General features: G+C 55.1%; 15 protein-coding genes. 2 read left to right on the forward strand and 13 right to left on the reverse strand.

The window, feature by feature from the left end:
* Nucleotides 1-32: 32 nt before the first annotated feature.
* The 3 genes from rpoD to rpsU all read right to left on the reverse strand — a co-directional run bounded on the left by rpoD (nucleotide 33) and on the right by rpsU (nucleotide 4,438).
* Entirely contained in the window at nucleotides 33-1,880 is a 1,848-nt protein-coding gene (gene rpoD / locus OGY06_RS02235) for an RNA polymerase sigma factor RpoD (protein ID WP_003024699.1), read from the reverse strand.
* Between the two features lie 359 nt (nucleotides 1,881-2,239).
* Nucleotides 2,240-3,985, reverse strand: a complete 1,746-nt coding sequence (dnaG, locus tag OGY06_RS02240; protein WP_063941841.1) for a DNA primase — start codon at nucleotides 3,983-3,985, stop codon at nucleotides 2,240-2,242.
* Nucleotides 3,986-4,222: 237 nt separating this feature from the next.
* Nucleotides 4,223-4,438: a 30S ribosomal protein S21 gene (gene rpsU / locus OGY06_RS02245; RefSeq protein ID WP_001144069.1), complete on the reverse strand. Its 216-nt coding sequence runs from the start codon at nucleotides 4,436-4,438 to the stop codon at nucleotides 4,223-4,225.
* A 236-nt stretch (nucleotides 4,439-4,674) separates the two neighbouring features.
* On the opposite strand from rpsU, the gene tsaD reads away from it, so the two are divergent.
* Nucleotides 4,675-5,688, forward strand: coding sequence for a tRNA (adenosine(37)-N6)-threonylcarbamoyltransferase complex transferase subunit TsaD (gene tsaD, locus OGY06_RS02250; protein WP_003024694.1), 1,014 nt, complete (start codon nucleotides 4,675-4,677; stop codon nucleotides 5,686-5,688).
* Nucleotides 5,689-5,775: 87 nt separating this feature from the next.
* On the opposite strand, the gene ureG is transcribed toward tsaD, so the two are convergent.
* The 10 genes from ureG to ttdA form a co-directional block, all read right to left on the reverse strand.
* The gene (ureG, locus tag OGY06_RS02255; RefSeq protein ID WP_003828463.1) at nucleotides 5,776-6,393 is read right to left on the reverse strand and encodes an urease accessory protein UreG; all 618 of its coding nucleotides are present in this window, start codon (nucleotides 6,391-6,393) and stop codon (nucleotides 5,776-5,778) included.
* A 9-nt stretch (nucleotides 6,394-6,402) separates the two neighbouring features.
* Nucleotides 6,403-7,074, reverse strand: a complete 672-nt coding sequence (locus OGY06_RS02260) for an urease accessory protein UreF (protein ID WP_003828461.1) — start codon at nucleotides 7,072-7,074, stop codon at nucleotides 6,403-6,405.
* Nucleotides 7,074-7,532, reverse strand: coding sequence for an urease accessory protein UreE (gene ureE / locus OGY06_RS02265; protein WP_020996339.1), 459 nt, complete (start codon nucleotides 7,530-7,532; stop codon nucleotides 7,074-7,076). The genes OGY06_RS02260 and ureE overlap by 1 nt, the downstream gene beginning before the upstream one ends.
* A gap of 9 nt (nucleotides 7,533-7,541) precedes the next feature.
* The gene (gene ureC / locus OGY06_RS02270) at nucleotides 7,542-9,245 is read right to left on the reverse strand and encodes an urease subunit alpha (RefSeq protein WP_257662117.1); all 1,704 of its coding nucleotides are present in this window, start codon (nucleotides 9,243-9,245) and stop codon (nucleotides 7,542-7,544) included.
* The gene (locus OGY06_RS02275; RefSeq protein ID WP_003828455.1) at nucleotides 9,238-9,558 is read right to left on the reverse strand and encodes an urease subunit beta; all 321 of its coding nucleotides are present in this window, start codon (nucleotides 9,556-9,558) and stop codon (nucleotides 9,238-9,240) included. Before OGY06_RS02275 ends, ureC begins: the two co-directional genes overlap by 8 nt.
* Nucleotides 9,559-9,567: 9 nt before the next feature.
* Nucleotides 9,568-9,870 (reverse strand): urease subunit gamma, encoded by a 303-nt coding sequence (locus OGY06_RS02280; protein ID WP_286604596.1) that lies wholly within the window; start codon nucleotides 9,868-9,870, stop codon nucleotides 9,568-9,570.
* Nucleotides 9,871-9,880: 10 nt separating this feature from the next.
* Nucleotides 9,881-10,705, reverse strand: coding sequence for an urease accessory protein UreD (locus tag OGY06_RS02285; protein ID WP_286604613.1), 825 nt, complete (start codon nucleotides 10,703-10,705; stop codon nucleotides 9,881-9,883).
* Nucleotides 10,706-10,828: 123 nt separating this feature from the next.
* Nucleotides 10,829-12,292, reverse strand: coding sequence for an anion permease (locus OGY06_RS02290; RefSeq protein ID WP_286604598.1), 1,464 nt, complete (start codon nucleotides 12,290-12,292; stop codon nucleotides 10,829-10,831).
* A gap of 48 nt (nucleotides 12,293-12,340) precedes the next feature.
* On the reverse strand, nucleotides 12,341-12,946 hold the full coding sequence (gene ttdB / locus OGY06_RS02295; protein ID WP_003828447.1) for a L(+)-tartrate dehydratase subunit beta: 606 nt from the start codon (nucleotides 12,944-12,946) through the stop codon (nucleotides 12,341-12,343).
* On the reverse strand, nucleotides 12,943-13,851 hold the full coding sequence (gene ttdA / locus OGY06_RS02300) for a L(+)-tartrate dehydratase subunit alpha (protein WP_003828445.1): 909 nt from the start codon (nucleotides 13,849-13,851) through the stop codon (nucleotides 12,943-12,945). Before ttdA ends, ttdB begins: the two co-directional genes overlap by 4 nt.
* A gap of 213 nt (nucleotides 13,852-14,064) precedes the next feature.
* Here ttdA and ttdR point away from each other — a divergent pair, with 213 nt between their 5' ends.
* A complete protein-coding gene (ttdR, locus tag OGY06_RS02305) occupies nucleotides 14,065-15,006 on the forward strand; it encodes an L-tartrate utilization transcriptional activator TtdR (protein ID WP_063941836.1) in 942 nt (313 codons plus the stop codon).
* Nucleotides 15,007-15,035: the final 29 nt, after the last annotated feature.

Consider the following 15,035-nt stretch of genomic DNA (forward strand, 5'->3'; position numbering starts at 1 on the left):
CTTGCGGTGGCGTTTATGCTTATGCGGCGAGATTAATCGTCCAGGAAGCTACGCAGTACTTCAGAGCGGCTCGGGTGGCGCAGTTTACGCAGCGCCTTCGCTTCGATCTGACGGATACGTTCGCGGGTAACGTCGAACTGTTTACCCACTTCTTCCAGCGTGTGGTCGGTGTTCATATCGATACCGAAACGCATACGCAGAACTTTCGCTTCACGGGCGGTCAGGCCAGCCAGAACGTCGTGCGTTGCGGCACGCAGGCTCTCGGTGGTCGCAGAGTCCAGCGGCAGCTCGAGGGTGGTATCCTCGATGAAATCACCCAGATGCGAATCTTCATCGTCGCCGATCGGCGTTTCCATGGAGATAGGTTCTTTAGCGATTTTCAGCACTTTACGGATCTTGTCTTCCGGCATCAGCATGCGCTCAGCCAGTTCTTCTGGCGTCGGCTCGCGGCCCATCTCTTGCAGCATCTGACGGGAGATACGGTTGAGCTTGTTGATAGTCTCAATCATATGCACCGGAATACGGATGGTGCGCGCCTGATCCGCGATCGAACGGGTGATCGCCTGACGGATCCACCAGGTTGCATAGGTGGAGAACTTGTAACCACGACGGTATTCAAACTTATCAACCGCTTTCATCAGACCAATGTTACCTTCCTGAATCAGATCCAGGAACTGCAAGCCACGGTTGGTGTATTTTTTAGCGATAGAGATAACCAGACGTAAGTTCGCTTCAACCATCTCTTTTTTCGCACGGCGGGCTTTCGCTTCACCGATGGACATGCGACGGTTGATATCTTTAACCTGCTCGATGGTCAGGCCGGTTTCTTCTTCAATCTGCTGCAGTTTCTGCAGGCCGCGGTGAACGTCATCTGCAACGTCGTGCAGTTTTTCAGACCACGGTTTGTTCATCGCGATTGCCGCGTTGAACCAGGTTTCGCTGGTTTCGTTGCCAGTGAACAGGGTGATGAAGTTTTTCTTCGGCATTTTGCACTGCTCAACGCAGAGCTTCATGATCAGACGTTCCTGAGTACGCACGCGGTCCATCATGACGCGCATGCTGTTTACCAGGTAGTCGAACTGCTTCGGCACCAGGCGGAACTGTTTGAACACTTCGGACAGCTTCTGAATTTCTTCCTGCGCGGCAGCATGGCTGCGGCCTTTCGCTTTGATGGTGTCGCGAGTGATTTCGTACTGAGTACGCAGTTCACCGAATTTTTCACGCGCTAACTCAGGGTCGATGCTGTTGTCATCATCGCTGCTGTCGTCGTCGCCATCTTCTTCATCTTCGTCTTCATCGTCATCCATCTCTTCCTGAGAGAGTTCAGAACCGACGTGGGTCGCCGTTGGCGCCATGTCTTCTTCCGCGTTTGGATCGACAAAGCCAGTGATCAGATCGGAAAGACGTGCTTCTTCAGCTTCTACGCGATCGTACTGCTCAAGCAGGTAGGTGATAGCTTCCGGGTATTCGGCAACGGAGCATTGAACCTGGTTAATCCCGTCTTCGATGCGTTTAGCGATGTCGATTTCGCCTTCGCGGGTTAACAGTTCAACGGTACCCATTTCACGCATGTACATGCGGACCGGGTCAGTCGTACGACCGATTTCGGACTCAACGCTGGACAGAACCTGGGCAGCCGCTTCTTCCGCGTCTTCATCGGTGCTGTTGGAGGTTTCAGCAAGCAGCAGATCATCGGCATCAGGTGCTTCTTCCATCACCTGAATACCCATGTCATTGATCATTTGGATGATGTCTTCGATTTGATCTGAATCGACGATATCTTCCGGCAGATGGTCATTGACCTCGGCATAGGTCAGATAGCCTTGCTCCTTACCACGTTGGACAAGAAGCTTCAGCTGTGACTGCGGGTTTTGCTCCATAAGACGGTATCCACACTTAATTCGTTTGATTGGTGTTGGGCGGTAAAACCGCCAACGGCAAAACGAGGGCATACTTATATTTTGCCGCTGCCTCTCCGTGCGGCTGTCGGGGGCTTCCCGATCGATATTCGGCAGTTAAGCCGTTAAATACTTCATCTTTCACGTTGTCTCTGCGTTAGCTGCGTTCGTTACTCGGCTCATCCTGAGCCTCGCCCCTTACGGGGCCGCCGCAAGCAGCGTTCAAATCCGCTCCCGGCGGATTTGTCATCCTGGTCATGTACTTATGTACACTCCCAGGCGTTCGTTCACTTGCTGCCTTGATACAACGCGAATGATTTTGTCTTTGTTTTGTCTTTCTTTTATTTCTTGGCCAGTTCCTGGTTCAGTGTCCAGAGTTCCCGGCGTTCTTCGCTGCTTAAACCGTGTGTGCGCTCACGAGCTATCAACTCTTCCTGGCGCAGTTCAAGCATCGAATCAAACATATGGTTGAGTGAGTCGGTGAAGGTTTTTTCCGCGATATCTTTATCTGCTATATCGTCCCACATCGACAGTTTTTCAAGGGTCGCAGCATCATTTGTGCCACGGTAGTGTTCTAAAAGTTGCCCGGTGGTCAGACCTGGCTGAGCCAGACAAGTGTTGACCAGTTCTCTGAATAAGCCAAGTCCAGGCAGCTTATTACTATCCAGTGCGCCTAACGGTGGAACCAGCGGGGCGAGGCCCGGGTTCTGTACCAGCAACCCTATAAGTATACGCATGGTCGTACGTTTTAGCTGTGGAACAGGGCGGGAAGCCCCATTTTCTGCCAGTTTAGGCATTAAACGTTCAAGCTGGCTGTCATCCAGAATGCCGAGCTTGTTCCCCAACTCCTGTCGCAGGTAAATGCGCAACGTTTCGCCTGGTACCTGAGTAATCAACGGTAATGCCAGCGTACTGAGCTGTGCGCGTCCGTCCGGGGTACTCAAATCAACCTGCGGCAGCAGGCTGTTAAATAAAAACGCGGAGAGCGGCAGCGCCTGCTCCATCCGGGCTTCAAAGGCCTCTTTCCCTTCTTTACGCACCAGCGTATCGGGGTCTTCGCCGTCAGGTAAAAACATAAAGCGTAGCTGGCGTCCGTCTGTCATATAGGGCAGTGCGGTTTCCAGCGCGCGCCATGCTGCGTCACGTCCGGCACGGTCGCCGTCGTAACAGCAAATTACGTTGTTCGTCGCGCGGAACAACAGTTGGATGTGATCGGCGGTAGTTGACGTCCCAAGGGATGCCACGGCGTAGTTAATGCCGTATTGCGCCAGCGCCACCACATCCATATAGCCTTCTACCACTAACAGGCGCTGTGGATCGGCGTTATCCTGCTGGGCTTCATAAAGGCCATACAGCTGGCGACCTTTATGGAAAATATCGGTTTCCGGGGAGTTCAGATATTTCGGCAGGGCATCGCCCAGCACGCGTCCACCAAAACCAATGACCCGACCACGTTTGTCGCGAATGGGGAACATTACCCGTTCGCGGAAGCGATCGTAACTGCGTCCCTGATCGTTGGTGACCAACATCCCCGCATCGACCAGCGATTTGCGATTCTCAGCATTGCCGCCAAACCGTTTCAGGACGTTGTCCCAGCCGGGGGGCGCAAAACCAATAGCAAAACGGGTGATAACGTCGCTACTTAATCCTCGCTTTTCCAGGTACTGGCGCGCAGGGGTAGCGGCGGGCTGCATCAAAGACTGTTGATAAAAAGTGTTCAGGCCGTCCATCAATTGATAAAGGCTTTGCCGTTGATGGCGCTCTATCTGATTGGGGCCACTGCCTGCTTCATAGGGCACTTCAAGGTTGTGCATTGCGGCCAGTTCTTCGACGGTTTCCACAAACTCGAGCTTGTCGTAGTTCATCAGAAAGTCGACGGCGTTGCCATGCGCGCCACACCCAAAGCAGTGATAAAACTGTTTTTCACCGTTTACGGTGAAAGAGGGGGTTTTTTCGTTATGGAACGGACAGCACGCGTGATAATTTTTGCCCTGCTTTTTCAGCTTTACCCGCGCGTCGATGAGATCGACGATGTCGGTTCTTGCCAGCAGGTCATTGATAAAAACGCGAGGAATTCGTCCAGCCATAAGCCCCTGTTTTTTGATGACTCATATACACAAAATCATTCAGGATGCATCAAGGCGGCAAGGAAGCGAATCCTCAGGAGCGTACAGCAGTACGTGACTGGGGTGAGCGACTGCAGCCAACACTGAGGCAGCTTGAATGATGACGTGTATAAACGAAAATAAGCCGCGCATTCCTTCCGGAAGCACGGCCTTACAACTACAACTCAGTCTGAATTGAGAGCTTTGGCTCTCAATGGATTAGTACAGACGAGTACGGCGTGCGTTTTCGCGAGCCAGTTTCTTCGCGTGACGTTTCACAGCAGAAGCTTTAGCGCGCTTACGTTCGGTAGTCGGTTTTTCATAGAACTCACGACGACGAACTTCCGCCAGAACACCTGCTTTTTCGCATGAACGCTTGAAGCGACGCAGTGCTACGTCGAACGGCTCGTTTTCACGTACTTTAATTACCGGCATGTAACTCTCACCTTTAATAAATTCGGTTTGCCGCTGGCATCAACGCCAGCTTATTTCAAAATGGTGCGGAATTTTACTGCAATTGCTGCTGCTTTGTAAAGCACCGACGCGATTTTGAAAGGGACTTTTATAAGGACAAGGAGTATACACGAGCGAAACTCCTGGGGCGAACAAAGTTTTACATCAACCCGCATTGGTCCTACACTGCGCGGTAATAAAGCGAGGTAAAACAAGTCATGCGTGTACTGGGTATTGAAACATCCTGCGATGAAACCGGCATCGCCATTTACGACGATGAAAAAGGTCTTTTAGCCAACCAATTGTATAGTCAGGTGAAATTACATGCTGACTACGGCGGCGTAGTGCCAGAACTGGCCTCGCGCGATCACGTACGTAAAACCGTACCGTTGATCCAGGCCGCGCTGAAAGAAGCGGGACTGACGGCAAAAGAGATCGATGCGGTGGCGTATACCGCAGGTCCTGGTCTGGTTGGTGCGCTGCTGGTTGGCGCTACCGTAGGACGTTCGCTGGCGTTCGCCTGGGGCGTACCGGCAATTCCTGTGCACCACATGGAAGGGCATCTGCTGGCGCCAATGCTGGAAGATAATCCCCCTGCGTTCCCGTTCGTCGCGCTGCTGGTTTCCGGCGGTCACACTCAGTTGATCAGCGTCACCGGTATCGGTCAGTATGAATTGCTGGGCGAATCGATTGATGATGCCGCAGGCGAAGCGTTCGACAAAACAGCCAAGCTGTTGGGGCTGGATTATCCTGGCGGCCCAATGCTGTCAAAGCTGGCTTCGCAAGGCGTTGAAAAACGTTTTGTTTTCCCGCGTCCAATGACTGACCGTCCGGGGTTGGATTTCAGCTTCTCCGGTCTGAAAACCTTCGCTGCGAATACCATTCGTAATAACGAAAATGACGATCAGACCCGCGCTGATATCGCCCGTGCGTTTGAAGACGCGGTAGTTGATACGCTGATGATCAAGTGCAAACGCGCGCTGGATCAAACCGGTTTTAAACGTCTGGTGATGGCGGGGGGCGTGAGTGCGAACCGTACGCTGCGCGCAAAACTGGCCGAGATGATGCAAAAACGTCGTGGCGAAGTGTTTTACGCGCGTCCGGAATTTTGTACCGATAACGGGGCGATGATCGCCTACGCGGGCATGGTGCGCTTTAAAGCGGGTGCAACGGCGGATCTTGGCGTGACCGTGCGTCCACGCTGGCCGCTGGCGGAATTACCGGCAGCATAAGTTTTTTTGCCCGGTGGCGCTGCGTTTACCGGGCTTACAAAACCGTAGGCCGGGTCAGGCGAATCCGCCGCCCGGCGATAGCTCTCACTACATCCGCAACATTCCTTTCTCTTCCAGAAACGCGATAATTTTTTCCAGGCCTTCTCCAGATTTTAAATTACTAAACGTCCATGGACGCTCGCCGCGCATGCGCAAGGTATCGCGCTCCATCACCTCCAGCGATGCGCCGACGTAAGGGGCCAGATCGGTTTTATTGATCACCAGAAAATCGGATTTGGTGATCCCCGGACCACCTTTACGCGGGATCTTCTCGCCTTCAGCAACATCGATCACATAGATCGTCAGATCCGCGAGTTCCGGGCTGAAGGTGGCGCTCAGGTTATCGCCGCCGCTTTCCACAAAAATCAGATCCAGATTACCGAATTTCTCGCTCAGCGCTTCTACGGCGGCCAGATTCATCGACGCATCTTCGCGGATGGCGGTATGCGGGCAGCCACCGGTTTCCACGCCGACGATCCTCTCTGGCTCCAGCGCGCCCGCCTCGGTGAGAATGCGCTGATCTTCTTTGGTGTAGATATCGTTGGTCACCACCGCCAATTGATAGCTGCTGCGCATGGCTTTACATAACGCTTCCAGCAGCGCCGTTTTGCCCGAGCCAACCGGGCCGCCAACGCCCACACGCAGGGGATGCTTGTAGTTACTCATTTTTTCTCCTCAGGAGCGGAATAATCGGGAATATTGGGTTTCATGCCGGGCAGAGGCGATAGCGGCCAACGGCGTTGCGGAGCCGAGGCTGGTGTCAGGACACGTCAGCGCCTGTGCCAAACCCTGCGCATAGCGATCGCAGAGCGCAATAATCAAACGCTGGGCCGCCTGTTGTCCAAAAGGAACCAGCTTGACGCCAGCCATGACAGCGCTCTCAATCCAGCTGTAGCCGAGGCTTAACGCCAGCTCCGTCAGCGGAATTTTCCAGCGTACGCCCAGCCAGGCCATGCCGCAGAGTTGGCTGTCGACAAAGAGGGTGCGCCATTCTCGCGAGCAATCCGACTCCCAGTCGGTGACCAGCCGCGTAAACGCCGCACCCCGACTGCGTTCTTCATCCCGCAGTTCGCGGGTTTCTCGACAGGCCAGCAGGTAAGCGCTCCAGCGGCGTGCTGCGTCGAGATCGTCCAGCTCGCAGGCGCGATACAGTCTCGCCAGCAGCGGTAGGTCAACGGTAAAAAAGTTTTGCTCCATCTGCTGGATTTGCCAGGCAGAGAAGTCATCGACGCTTTTCACCCAGCCGATTTCCACCGCCCACTCCAGACCCTGGGACCAGGTAAACGACCCCACCGGGAGCGCGCTGCTGGCGAGCTGCATCAGACGTAGCTGTTGGCTGTTATGCATCAGTGCGCATGGCCGTGGTGATGCCCGTGTGATTCACTGGCATAAGCGCCTGCTTCAGGTTCAAACGGCAACTGGGCGAAGGTCACCTCAAGGTTGAACTGGCGCAGCATGTCGTCCAGCACATGATCGTGGTGGTAACGCAGTTCGTCCGGTAGAATTTGCAGCGGAACGTGACGATTGCCGAGGTGATAACAGGCTTTGGCGAGCAGGAAAGGATCGGCGCAGCGCACCACGGAAACCGACTCCGGTGCGGCGATCACTTCGATCACTTCGCTGCCATCTTCGGTGCTCAGCAGATCGCCACCGCGTAACAGCAAGCCACGCGGTAGCATCAGCCCGGCTTCGCGACCGTCATTCAGCGCCACTCTGGCACGACTTTTTACCCGAACATCAATGGGCAGCGTGACGCTTGCAGTAACGCGGTGAGCGTGGTCAAGGCGTTGGGTCAGGTAGATCATCGTCACTCCTCAAAACAGAAAATAGCGTTGCGCCATCGGCAAAACGTCTGCCGGTTCGCTGGTGATCAGTTCGCCATCAATACGCACCTCGTAAGTCTGAGCATCGACGGTGATATTGGGTTGCAGGCCGTTGTGGATCATGTCGACCTTTTTCACCGTCCGACAGCCTTTGACGACGGCGATAGCGCTTTGCAGATTGAGCTGCTGCGGGATGTTTTGCGCGTCAGCGGCCTGCGAAATAAAGGTCAGCCGGGTGTGGTGCCGCGCCGCGCCAAGCGCGCCGAACATCATGCGGTAATGCACCGGCTGCGGGGTGGGGATCGAGGCGTTGATATCGCCCATTGGCGCGCAGGCAATCATCCCGCCCTTGACGATCGTCGCCGGTTTTACGCCAAAAAAGGCGGGCGACCACAGCACCAGATCGGCCAGTTTGCCAGGCTCAACGGAGCCGACTTCATGGGCGATACCGTGGGTTAATGCCGGGTTGATGGTGTATTTGGCGACGTAGCGTTTAACGCGCAGGTTGTCGTTGTCACCGGTTTCTTCTGCCAACGGGCCACGCTGAACCTTCATGCGGTGCGCCACCTGCCAGGTACGCAGGATCACTTCGCCAACGCGCCCCATCGCCTGTGAATCGGACGAGGTCAGGGAAAACGCGCCAATGTCATGCAGCACATCTTCGGCAGCGATTGTTTCCCGGCGAATACGGGATTCGGCAAAGGCCACGTCTTCGGCGATATCCGGATCGAGGTGGTGGCAAACCATCAGCATGTCGAGATGCTCGTCGATAGTGTTGACGGTATAGGGCAGCGTCGGATTCGTGGAGGAGGGCAGAATATTCGGATGCGCGCAGGCGGTGATGATATCCGGCGCATGGCCGCCGCCCGCGCCTTCGGTGTGAAAGGTATGAATGGTGCGATCGCCAATTGCCGCCAGCGTATCTTCAACGAAACCGGACTCATTGAGCGTATCGCTGTGCAACGCGACCTGGATGTCCATCTCGTCGGCCACGGTCAGCGCGCAGTCGATAGCGGCAGGCGTGGCGCCCCAGTCTTCATGGATTTTCAGGCCAATTGCGCCCGCGCTGATTTGCTCGCGCAGGGCGTCTGGATTTGAGCCATTGCCTTTACCCAGCAAACCAATGTTAACCGGCAACGTGTCTGCCGCCTGCAGCATACGCGCGATGTACCACGGACCCGGCGTACAGGTGGTGGCGTGAGTGCCTGCCGCCGGACCGGTACCGCCGCCGATCATCGTCGTCACGCCAGAAACCAGCGCCTCCTGCGCCTGCTGTGGGCAGATCCAGTGAATATGCGTATCCACGCCGCCCGCGGTGACGATCTTGCCTTCCCCGGCAATGACTTCAGTTCCTACGCCTATCGGGATCGTCACGTTGGGTTGAATATCGGGATTACCTGCTTTGCCGATGGCGAAGATCCTGCCGTTTTTGATGCCGATATCCGCTTTCACGATCCCCCAGTGATCGACGATCAGCGCGTTGGTGATCACCAGATCCACGCATGTATCGGCGCGCATTTGTCCCTGGCCCATGCCGTCGCGGATCACTTTTCCGCCGCCGAATTTGACCTCTTCCCCGTAGGTGGTGAAGTCTTGTTCCACCTCGATCCACAGGTCGGTATCCGCCAGGCGCACTTTATCGCCGGTGGTTGGGCCAAACATGTCGGCGTACGCCTGCCGGGAAATGTCACTCATTATCTGCCTCCAGTGCGCCCATCACTTCGCTGCGAAAACCCACGATCCTTTGTGCACCAGCAACGCGCACCAGTTCGACTTCGCGTTTTTGTCCCGGCTCAAAACGTACTGCCGTGCCCGCAGCAATGTTCAGACGAAAGCCGCGTGCGGCCAGCCTGTCAAAGCGCAGCGCCGGGTTCACTTCGTAAAAGTGATAGTGCGATCCCACCTGTATGGGTCTGTCGCCATGATTTTCCACCACGATCGTGCAGATCTCTCGCCCTTGATTAAGCGCAATATTGCCTTTTGCGATCTGATATTCACCTGGGATCATTGCTGCTCCTTAGACGATCGGGTTGTGGACAGTGACCAGCTTCGATCCGTCCGGAAATGTGGCTTCAACCTGAATATCCGGGATCATCTCCGGTACGCCTTCCATCACCTGATCGCGGCGCAGGACGTGACGCCCGTCTTCCATCAGCGCGGCCACGGTTTGCCCGTCCCGTGCCCCTTCCATGATGAAAGTGCTAATCAGCGCCACCGATTCCGGGTAGTTCAGCTTCAGCCCGCGGGCCAGGCGACGTTCCGCCACCAGCGCGGCGGTAAACAGCAACAGCTTGTCTTTTTCTCTGGGAGTCAGTTCCATTAGGGTTCTCTTAGGTTTGCCAGATTCGCGGGAGTACGGGCGCTTTGTGTGTCAGCAGCGGGCGCAGAAATTGCCAGATGTCGCGCATAACGCGCTGGACAACCAGGTTGTCGTTAGCAAGAAAACGGATTGTCAGCAGCGAATCGTTAAGCGTTGCCCCGGCGTAATCGCCAAGCGCCGTAAGCCGCTCCCGCGTGCCCTCGAGCATGTGCTCGCTGGCCGGATAACACAGTAACGTACCGACCCAGGGATGATGTGCGACGCTGCTCAGATTCCACTCCTGCAACTGCAAGCGTTCTATCAGCAGTGGCTGCCCATCTCGCCACACTTCCAGGCGGTTTTGCAGCGTGCCGTAACTGAAGGTCTCCTGCATAACCGGTCGGCCAAGACACAGCAGATCCCAGGCCAGCAGGCGGCTTTCGGATGTCAGATGAAAGACGGTCTGAATAGCGGCGTTGGCACCGGGAAAGAGGATCGTATCCTGCGGCAGCCACTCCAGCGTCGCACGAGGCGCGAGGGTAAAATGCTGGCGCAGCAATGCCTGCGGTCCGCGGCTGCGGTAAAACTTTCCCGCACCAGGTTGGGTGATTAACGCGTGGCTGTTTTCGTCGAGCGTTACGGCGATATGGAGCTCATCTCCGCCGACGATCCCCGCCGGTGGATGAAGCAGATAAAGATGGCAGACGTTTTCTTCGGGGTAAAATGGGCGCTGAACCGTCAGTGGACCATGATGACGCGCCGAGGCGAGCACCGTTTTGTGCCCGGTGCAGGTAAAATGCAGATCCAGTTCGGCCTGCCAGCCCCGTGTGAGTGTCTCGTGCGCAACCGTGTCCAGAGCGTTTCCCTTATCAGCATGAGGGTGTTTGCATACAAAAAAGTATGCCTCAGCGCATCGGGAAATCGATCATACGAGAAGCTTATGGATAAAGGGGCGACAATACGTCGCCCCACCAGGGTTTTACAGTAAAACGAGGGGCATCCAGACCAGACCGGTAGTCACCAGCAGCACGAGGAAAATCAGGCCAAAAATAGCACCGAGTCGCCAGTAATCCGCCGTTGGTAAATAGCCGCTGCCGTAGTAGATAGGGCTAGGGCCGGTGGCGTACGGGGTCAGAATGCTGCCCAGACCAATGGCGGCGCCGACCATCAGGCAGAAGACCGGTAGCGGGATTTCCGGCATCGCCAGCGCGGCGGCAATCATCATCGGCGCGAGGGCGGAGGTATAGGCCGTGGCGCTGGCAAAGAAGTAACGCAACAGATAGAACACTACGATGAGTGCTACCATCACCATCATCGGCGAATAACCGCTCAGCCCGTTTGCCAGCAGCTTACCGAACCAGGTAATAAAACCGGTGTTATTGAGCCCGGTGGCCAGCGTGATCAGTGAGGCCAGCCAGAAAAAGACGTTCCACGCGGCTTTATTGTTGACGATGTCATCCCAGCTAATGATGCGCAATACCAGCATCAACGCTACCACGCTGTATCCGACCATCGCGGCGTCAATATAGTCACCGCCGAAGATCCACAGCACCAGTGCGCCGACCATCAGCACCAGCATCTTTTTCTCGCGAGCGCAGAGCGGTCCCATCGCTTTTAGCTCCGCATCCGCCCAGCGTGGCACCTGATCGCCGGATTTCAGCACCGGTGGATATAACACGTACGCCAGCCACGGCACGATCAGCACCAGTAAAATGCTCAGCGGCAGCATACCTAAGAACCAGTCCCCCCAGCTCAGCGCGGTGTGGGACGCGCCTTTCATCAGACCGATCAACAGCAGGTTCGGTGCCATTGCCGTTAAGAAAATGGCGCTGGTAACGCAGTCAGCGACAATCCCCATCCACATGATGTACGAGCCAATAGAGCGTGAACTGGCGCTATTGGGCTGTGAGTTATACAGCGGCGGCAGGTTGCGGATAATCGGGTAGATTATTCCGGCCCCACGGGCGGAGTTGGAAGGCGTGACGGGAGCGAGGATAAGTTCGGAGAACATCACCGCATAGCCGAGAAACAGCGTCCGGTGCCCCATCTTTTTCACCAGCATCAGCGCGATTCGCCGACCGAGTCCGGTTTTCTCATAGCCAGTACCAAACATAAAGGCCGCGAAGATCAGCCAGATGACCGAGTTTGAAAAGCCAGATACCGCCCACGACAGCGATTTGGCGGTAAATTTAAAACCGTCCTGCGCGAGTTGCTCTGGGCTGAACAGCAGCCACGGTGAAAGGACGGCGATGATCGAAATACCAATCATCGCCACCACCGCGCCCGGTACAGGTTCCAGAATAAGTCCGACAATCACACCGGTAAAGACGGCAAAATAGAGCCAGGTGTGGCTCTCAAGACCGGTGGGAACGGGCAGAACAGCAATAATGGCGATGACCACCAGCGGAGCCAGGTATCGCCACCAACCAGCTAAAGGTGCCATTGTTGTATCCCTGCGAAAGGGGAGAGGCGTAGCGCCTCTCCGGGAGGGTTATTTGATGTAATGCACGTGCTCGCAGATTTCATCGACGATAGGGTCGCGACGTTCAGCGAACAGCTTTTTGTTTTCAGCGATCAGGTTATTGCCGTGGGTATCGATGGAAACGATCAGCGGGCCGAACTCTTTTACCCGACACACCCACAGGGACTCCGGCATGCCGAGTTCCGTCCAGTGCACCTCTTCGATCTCCTCAACCTGGGTTGCCGCCACGACTGCGCAGCCTGCCGGGAAGATGACGTGCAGTGCTTTAAACTGCTTGCAGCCTTCTTCCGTCAGCGGTCCCATGCCGCCCTTGCCGACCACCAGTTTGACGCCAGTCTGTTCGATAAAGTCTTTCTCAAACGCTTCCATACGCATGCTGGTGGTTGGGCCGACGGAAACCATTTCCCATTTTTCACCGTTCTTACGTACGATCGGGCCCGCGTGGAAAATGGCTTTGCCGTTCAGGTCATAAGGAATCGGGCGCTTCAGTTCGATCAGGCGGCGGTGGCAAACGTCACGGCAGGTCACCAGCGTACCGGTCAGGTAAATGACATCGCCAACGCGAATGTCTGCCAGATCTTCGGCTTTGATCGGGGTTGTGAGGATCTTTTTCATAACGCGCTCCGGGTGTGAGACAGGTTTTCGAAGGAGAGGTCAGCATGAACCAACAGCGTACCGCGACGGTGGGCCCAGCAGCCGGTAGAGACGGCAACGCCGATAGTCGACGGGTGGCGCGCGGCGGATTCGATATGCACGCCCATCACCGAGCTATTACCGGTCAATCCTTGCGGACCAATGCCCAGACGGTTAAGTCCTTCTTCCAGACGCAGTTCCAGTTCGGCCGCTTTCGGATTCGGATGACGTGAGCCGATAGGGCGCAGCACCGCTTTACGAGAAAGAACGGCGGCGGTTTCTACGGAGGTGGCAATACCTACGCCCACCAGCACTGGCGGACAGGCGTTGACTGCCAGCGTGGAGATATTTTCAAAAACAAATTTCACGACGCCTTCGTAGCCCTCAGAAGGCATTAACACTTTTGAGCGTCCCGGCAGCGTACAGCCGCCGCCTGCCATGTAGACTTCGATTTCCGCGTCATCGTTATCAGGGATGATGTCCCAGGTGACCCACGGCACACCGGTACCGGTATTTTTGCCGGTATTCACTTCGTCAAAAATCTCGACCGCGTTATGGCGCAGCGGCGCTTTTACCGTGGCGTCTTCAACGGCCTGCTTCAGGATGCTTTGCAGTTCGCCGAGGAGTGGAAAACGGGAACCGACCTTCACGAAGAACATAATCTCCCCGGTGTCCTGACAGGCTGGGCGGTTCAGGTCGATAGCTTTCTGCATGTTGTCAAACATGGTGTGGTAGATGATTTTACCCATCGGCGAGGTTTCGCCTTCACGCAGCTGTTTTAATTTATCCACGACGTCATCGGGCATGCGGGTAGAAATCATGGCGGTAAAATCAGCGACAATGTTCGTCAGCGTATTTATCGCATTTTGGTTATTTTGATTGCTCATCTTGTTAACTCCAGTTCTTTTATTTATCTGGAAATAAATTCTCCGCCACAAACTACCACTAAAAATGTGGATTAATATTATTTGCCACTGTGAATATCCAATTAACAGTTCGTGAATGATGTCCGGATAAGGCAATAAAAATTGCGCAAAGGCAGGGTTTAAGACGCATGAGAGAATTACACTGCGGTGAACAACATTACGGATAGACCGATCATGCTGAACACGTATCCCCTGGCGAAAGACCTGCAGGTGTTGGTTGAAATTGTGCATAGCGGCAGCTTCAGCGCCGCAGCCGCGACGCTGGGACAAACGCCGGCGTTTGTGACAAAACGCATTCAGATCCTAGAGTCCACGCTGGGGACGACGCTGCTAAGCCGCTCAGCGCGTGGCGTAGCGCTCACGGAGAGTGGTCAACGTTGCTATGAACATGCGCAGGCGATCCTCGCGAGTTATCAGCATCTGGTCGATGACGTCACGCAACTCAAAACGCGCCCGGCAGGGATGATTCGTATTGGCTGTAGTTTTGGCTTTGGGCGCAGTTATATTGCACCGGCAATTACCGAATTGATGCATAGCTACCCTGAATTACAGGTGCATTTTGAGCTTTACGATCGGCAAATTGATTTGGCACAGGATAATATAGATTTGGATATTCGTATTAATGATGAGATTCCGGATTATTATATTGCGCATTTGTTAACGAAAAACAAAAGAATATTGTGTGCGGCCCCACCGTATTTACAAAAATACGGTGAGCCGACGACGTTACAGGAATTAAGTCGTCATGATTGTCTGGTCACTAAAGAACGAGATATGACTCACGGGGTGTGGGAACTGGACAATGGTCAGGAGAAAAAGTCGGTCAAGGTGGCGGGACATCTTTCCTCTAACAGCGGTGAGATTGTGTTGCAGTGGGCGCTACAGGGAAAAGGGATTATGTTGCGTTCCGAATGGGATGTGCAGCCTTTTCTGGCCAGCGGTGAACTGGTGCGTGTGCTGCCGGACTATGCGCAGAGCGCTAATATCTGGGCGGTTTATCAGGAGCCGCTGTATCGCAGCGTGAAGCTGCGCGTGTGCGTGGAATTTCTGGCGATGTGGTGTCAGAACCGATTAGGCAAGCCAGTGGAGGGGTATCACATCCCCCACGCCGGATAAGACGCCGTTGCGTCGCTATCCGACAATAA

Source organism: Citrobacter sp. Cpo147 (assembly GCF_030332405.1).
Taxonomy (GTDB): Bacteria; Pseudomonadota; Gammaproteobacteria; order Enterobacterales; family Enterobacteriaceae; genus Citrobacter; species Citrobacter portucalensis.

Excerpts from the sequence above, each read along its gene's own strand:
- rpoD (WP_003024699.1), bottom strand. The coding sequence starts at position 1,880 with ATGGAGCAAAACCCGCAGTCACAGCTGAAGCTTCTTGTCCAACGTGGT.
- dnaG (WP_063941841.1), bottom strand. The coding sequence starts at position 3,985 with ATGGCTGGACGAATTCCTCGCGTTTTTATCAATGACCTGCTGGCAAGA.
- rpsU (WP_001144069.1), bottom strand. The coding sequence starts at position 4,438 with ATGCCGGTAATTAAAGTACGTGAAAACGAGCCGTTCGACGTAGCACTG.
- tsaD (WP_003024694.1), top strand. The coding sequence starts at position 4,675 with ATGCGTGTACTGGGTATTGAAACATCCTGCGATGAAACCGGCATCGCC.
- ureG (WP_003828463.1), bottom strand. The coding sequence starts at position 6,393 with ATGAGTAACTACAAGCATCCCCTGCGTGTGGGCGTTGGCGGCCCGGTT.
- OGY06_RS02260 (WP_003828461.1), bottom strand. The coding sequence starts at position 7,074 with ATGCATAACAGCCAACAGCTACGTCTGATGCAGCTCGCCAGCAGCGCG.
- ureE (WP_020996339.1), bottom strand. The coding sequence starts at position 7,532 with ATGATCTACCTGACCCAACGCCTTGACCACGCTCACCGCGTTACTGCA.
- ureC (WP_257662117.1), bottom strand. The coding sequence starts at position 9,245 with ATGAGTGACATTTCCCGGCAGGCGTACGCCGACATGTTTGGCCCAACC.
- OGY06_RS02275 (WP_003828455.1), bottom strand. The coding sequence starts at position 9,558 with ATGATCCCAGGTGAATATCAGATCGCAAAAGGCAATATTGCGCTTAAT.
- OGY06_RS02280 (WP_286604596.1), bottom strand. The coding sequence starts at position 9,870 with ATGGAACTGACTCCCAGAGAAAAAGACAAGCTGTTGCTGTTTACCGCC.
- OGY06_RS02290 (WP_286604598.1), bottom strand. The coding sequence starts at position 12,292 with ATGGCACCTTTAGCTGGTTGGTGGCGATACCTGGCTCCGCTGGTGGTC.
- ttdB (WP_003828447.1), bottom strand. The coding sequence starts at position 12,946 with ATGAAAAAGATCCTCACAACCCCGATCAAAGCCGAAGATCTGGCAGAC.
- ttdA (WP_003828445.1), bottom strand. The coding sequence starts at position 13,851 with ATGAGCAATCAAAATAACCAAAATGCGATAAATACGCTGACGAACATT.
- ttdR (WP_063941836.1), top strand. The coding sequence starts at position 14,065 with ATGCTGAACACGTATCCCCTGGCGAAAGACCTGCAGGTGTTGGTTGAA.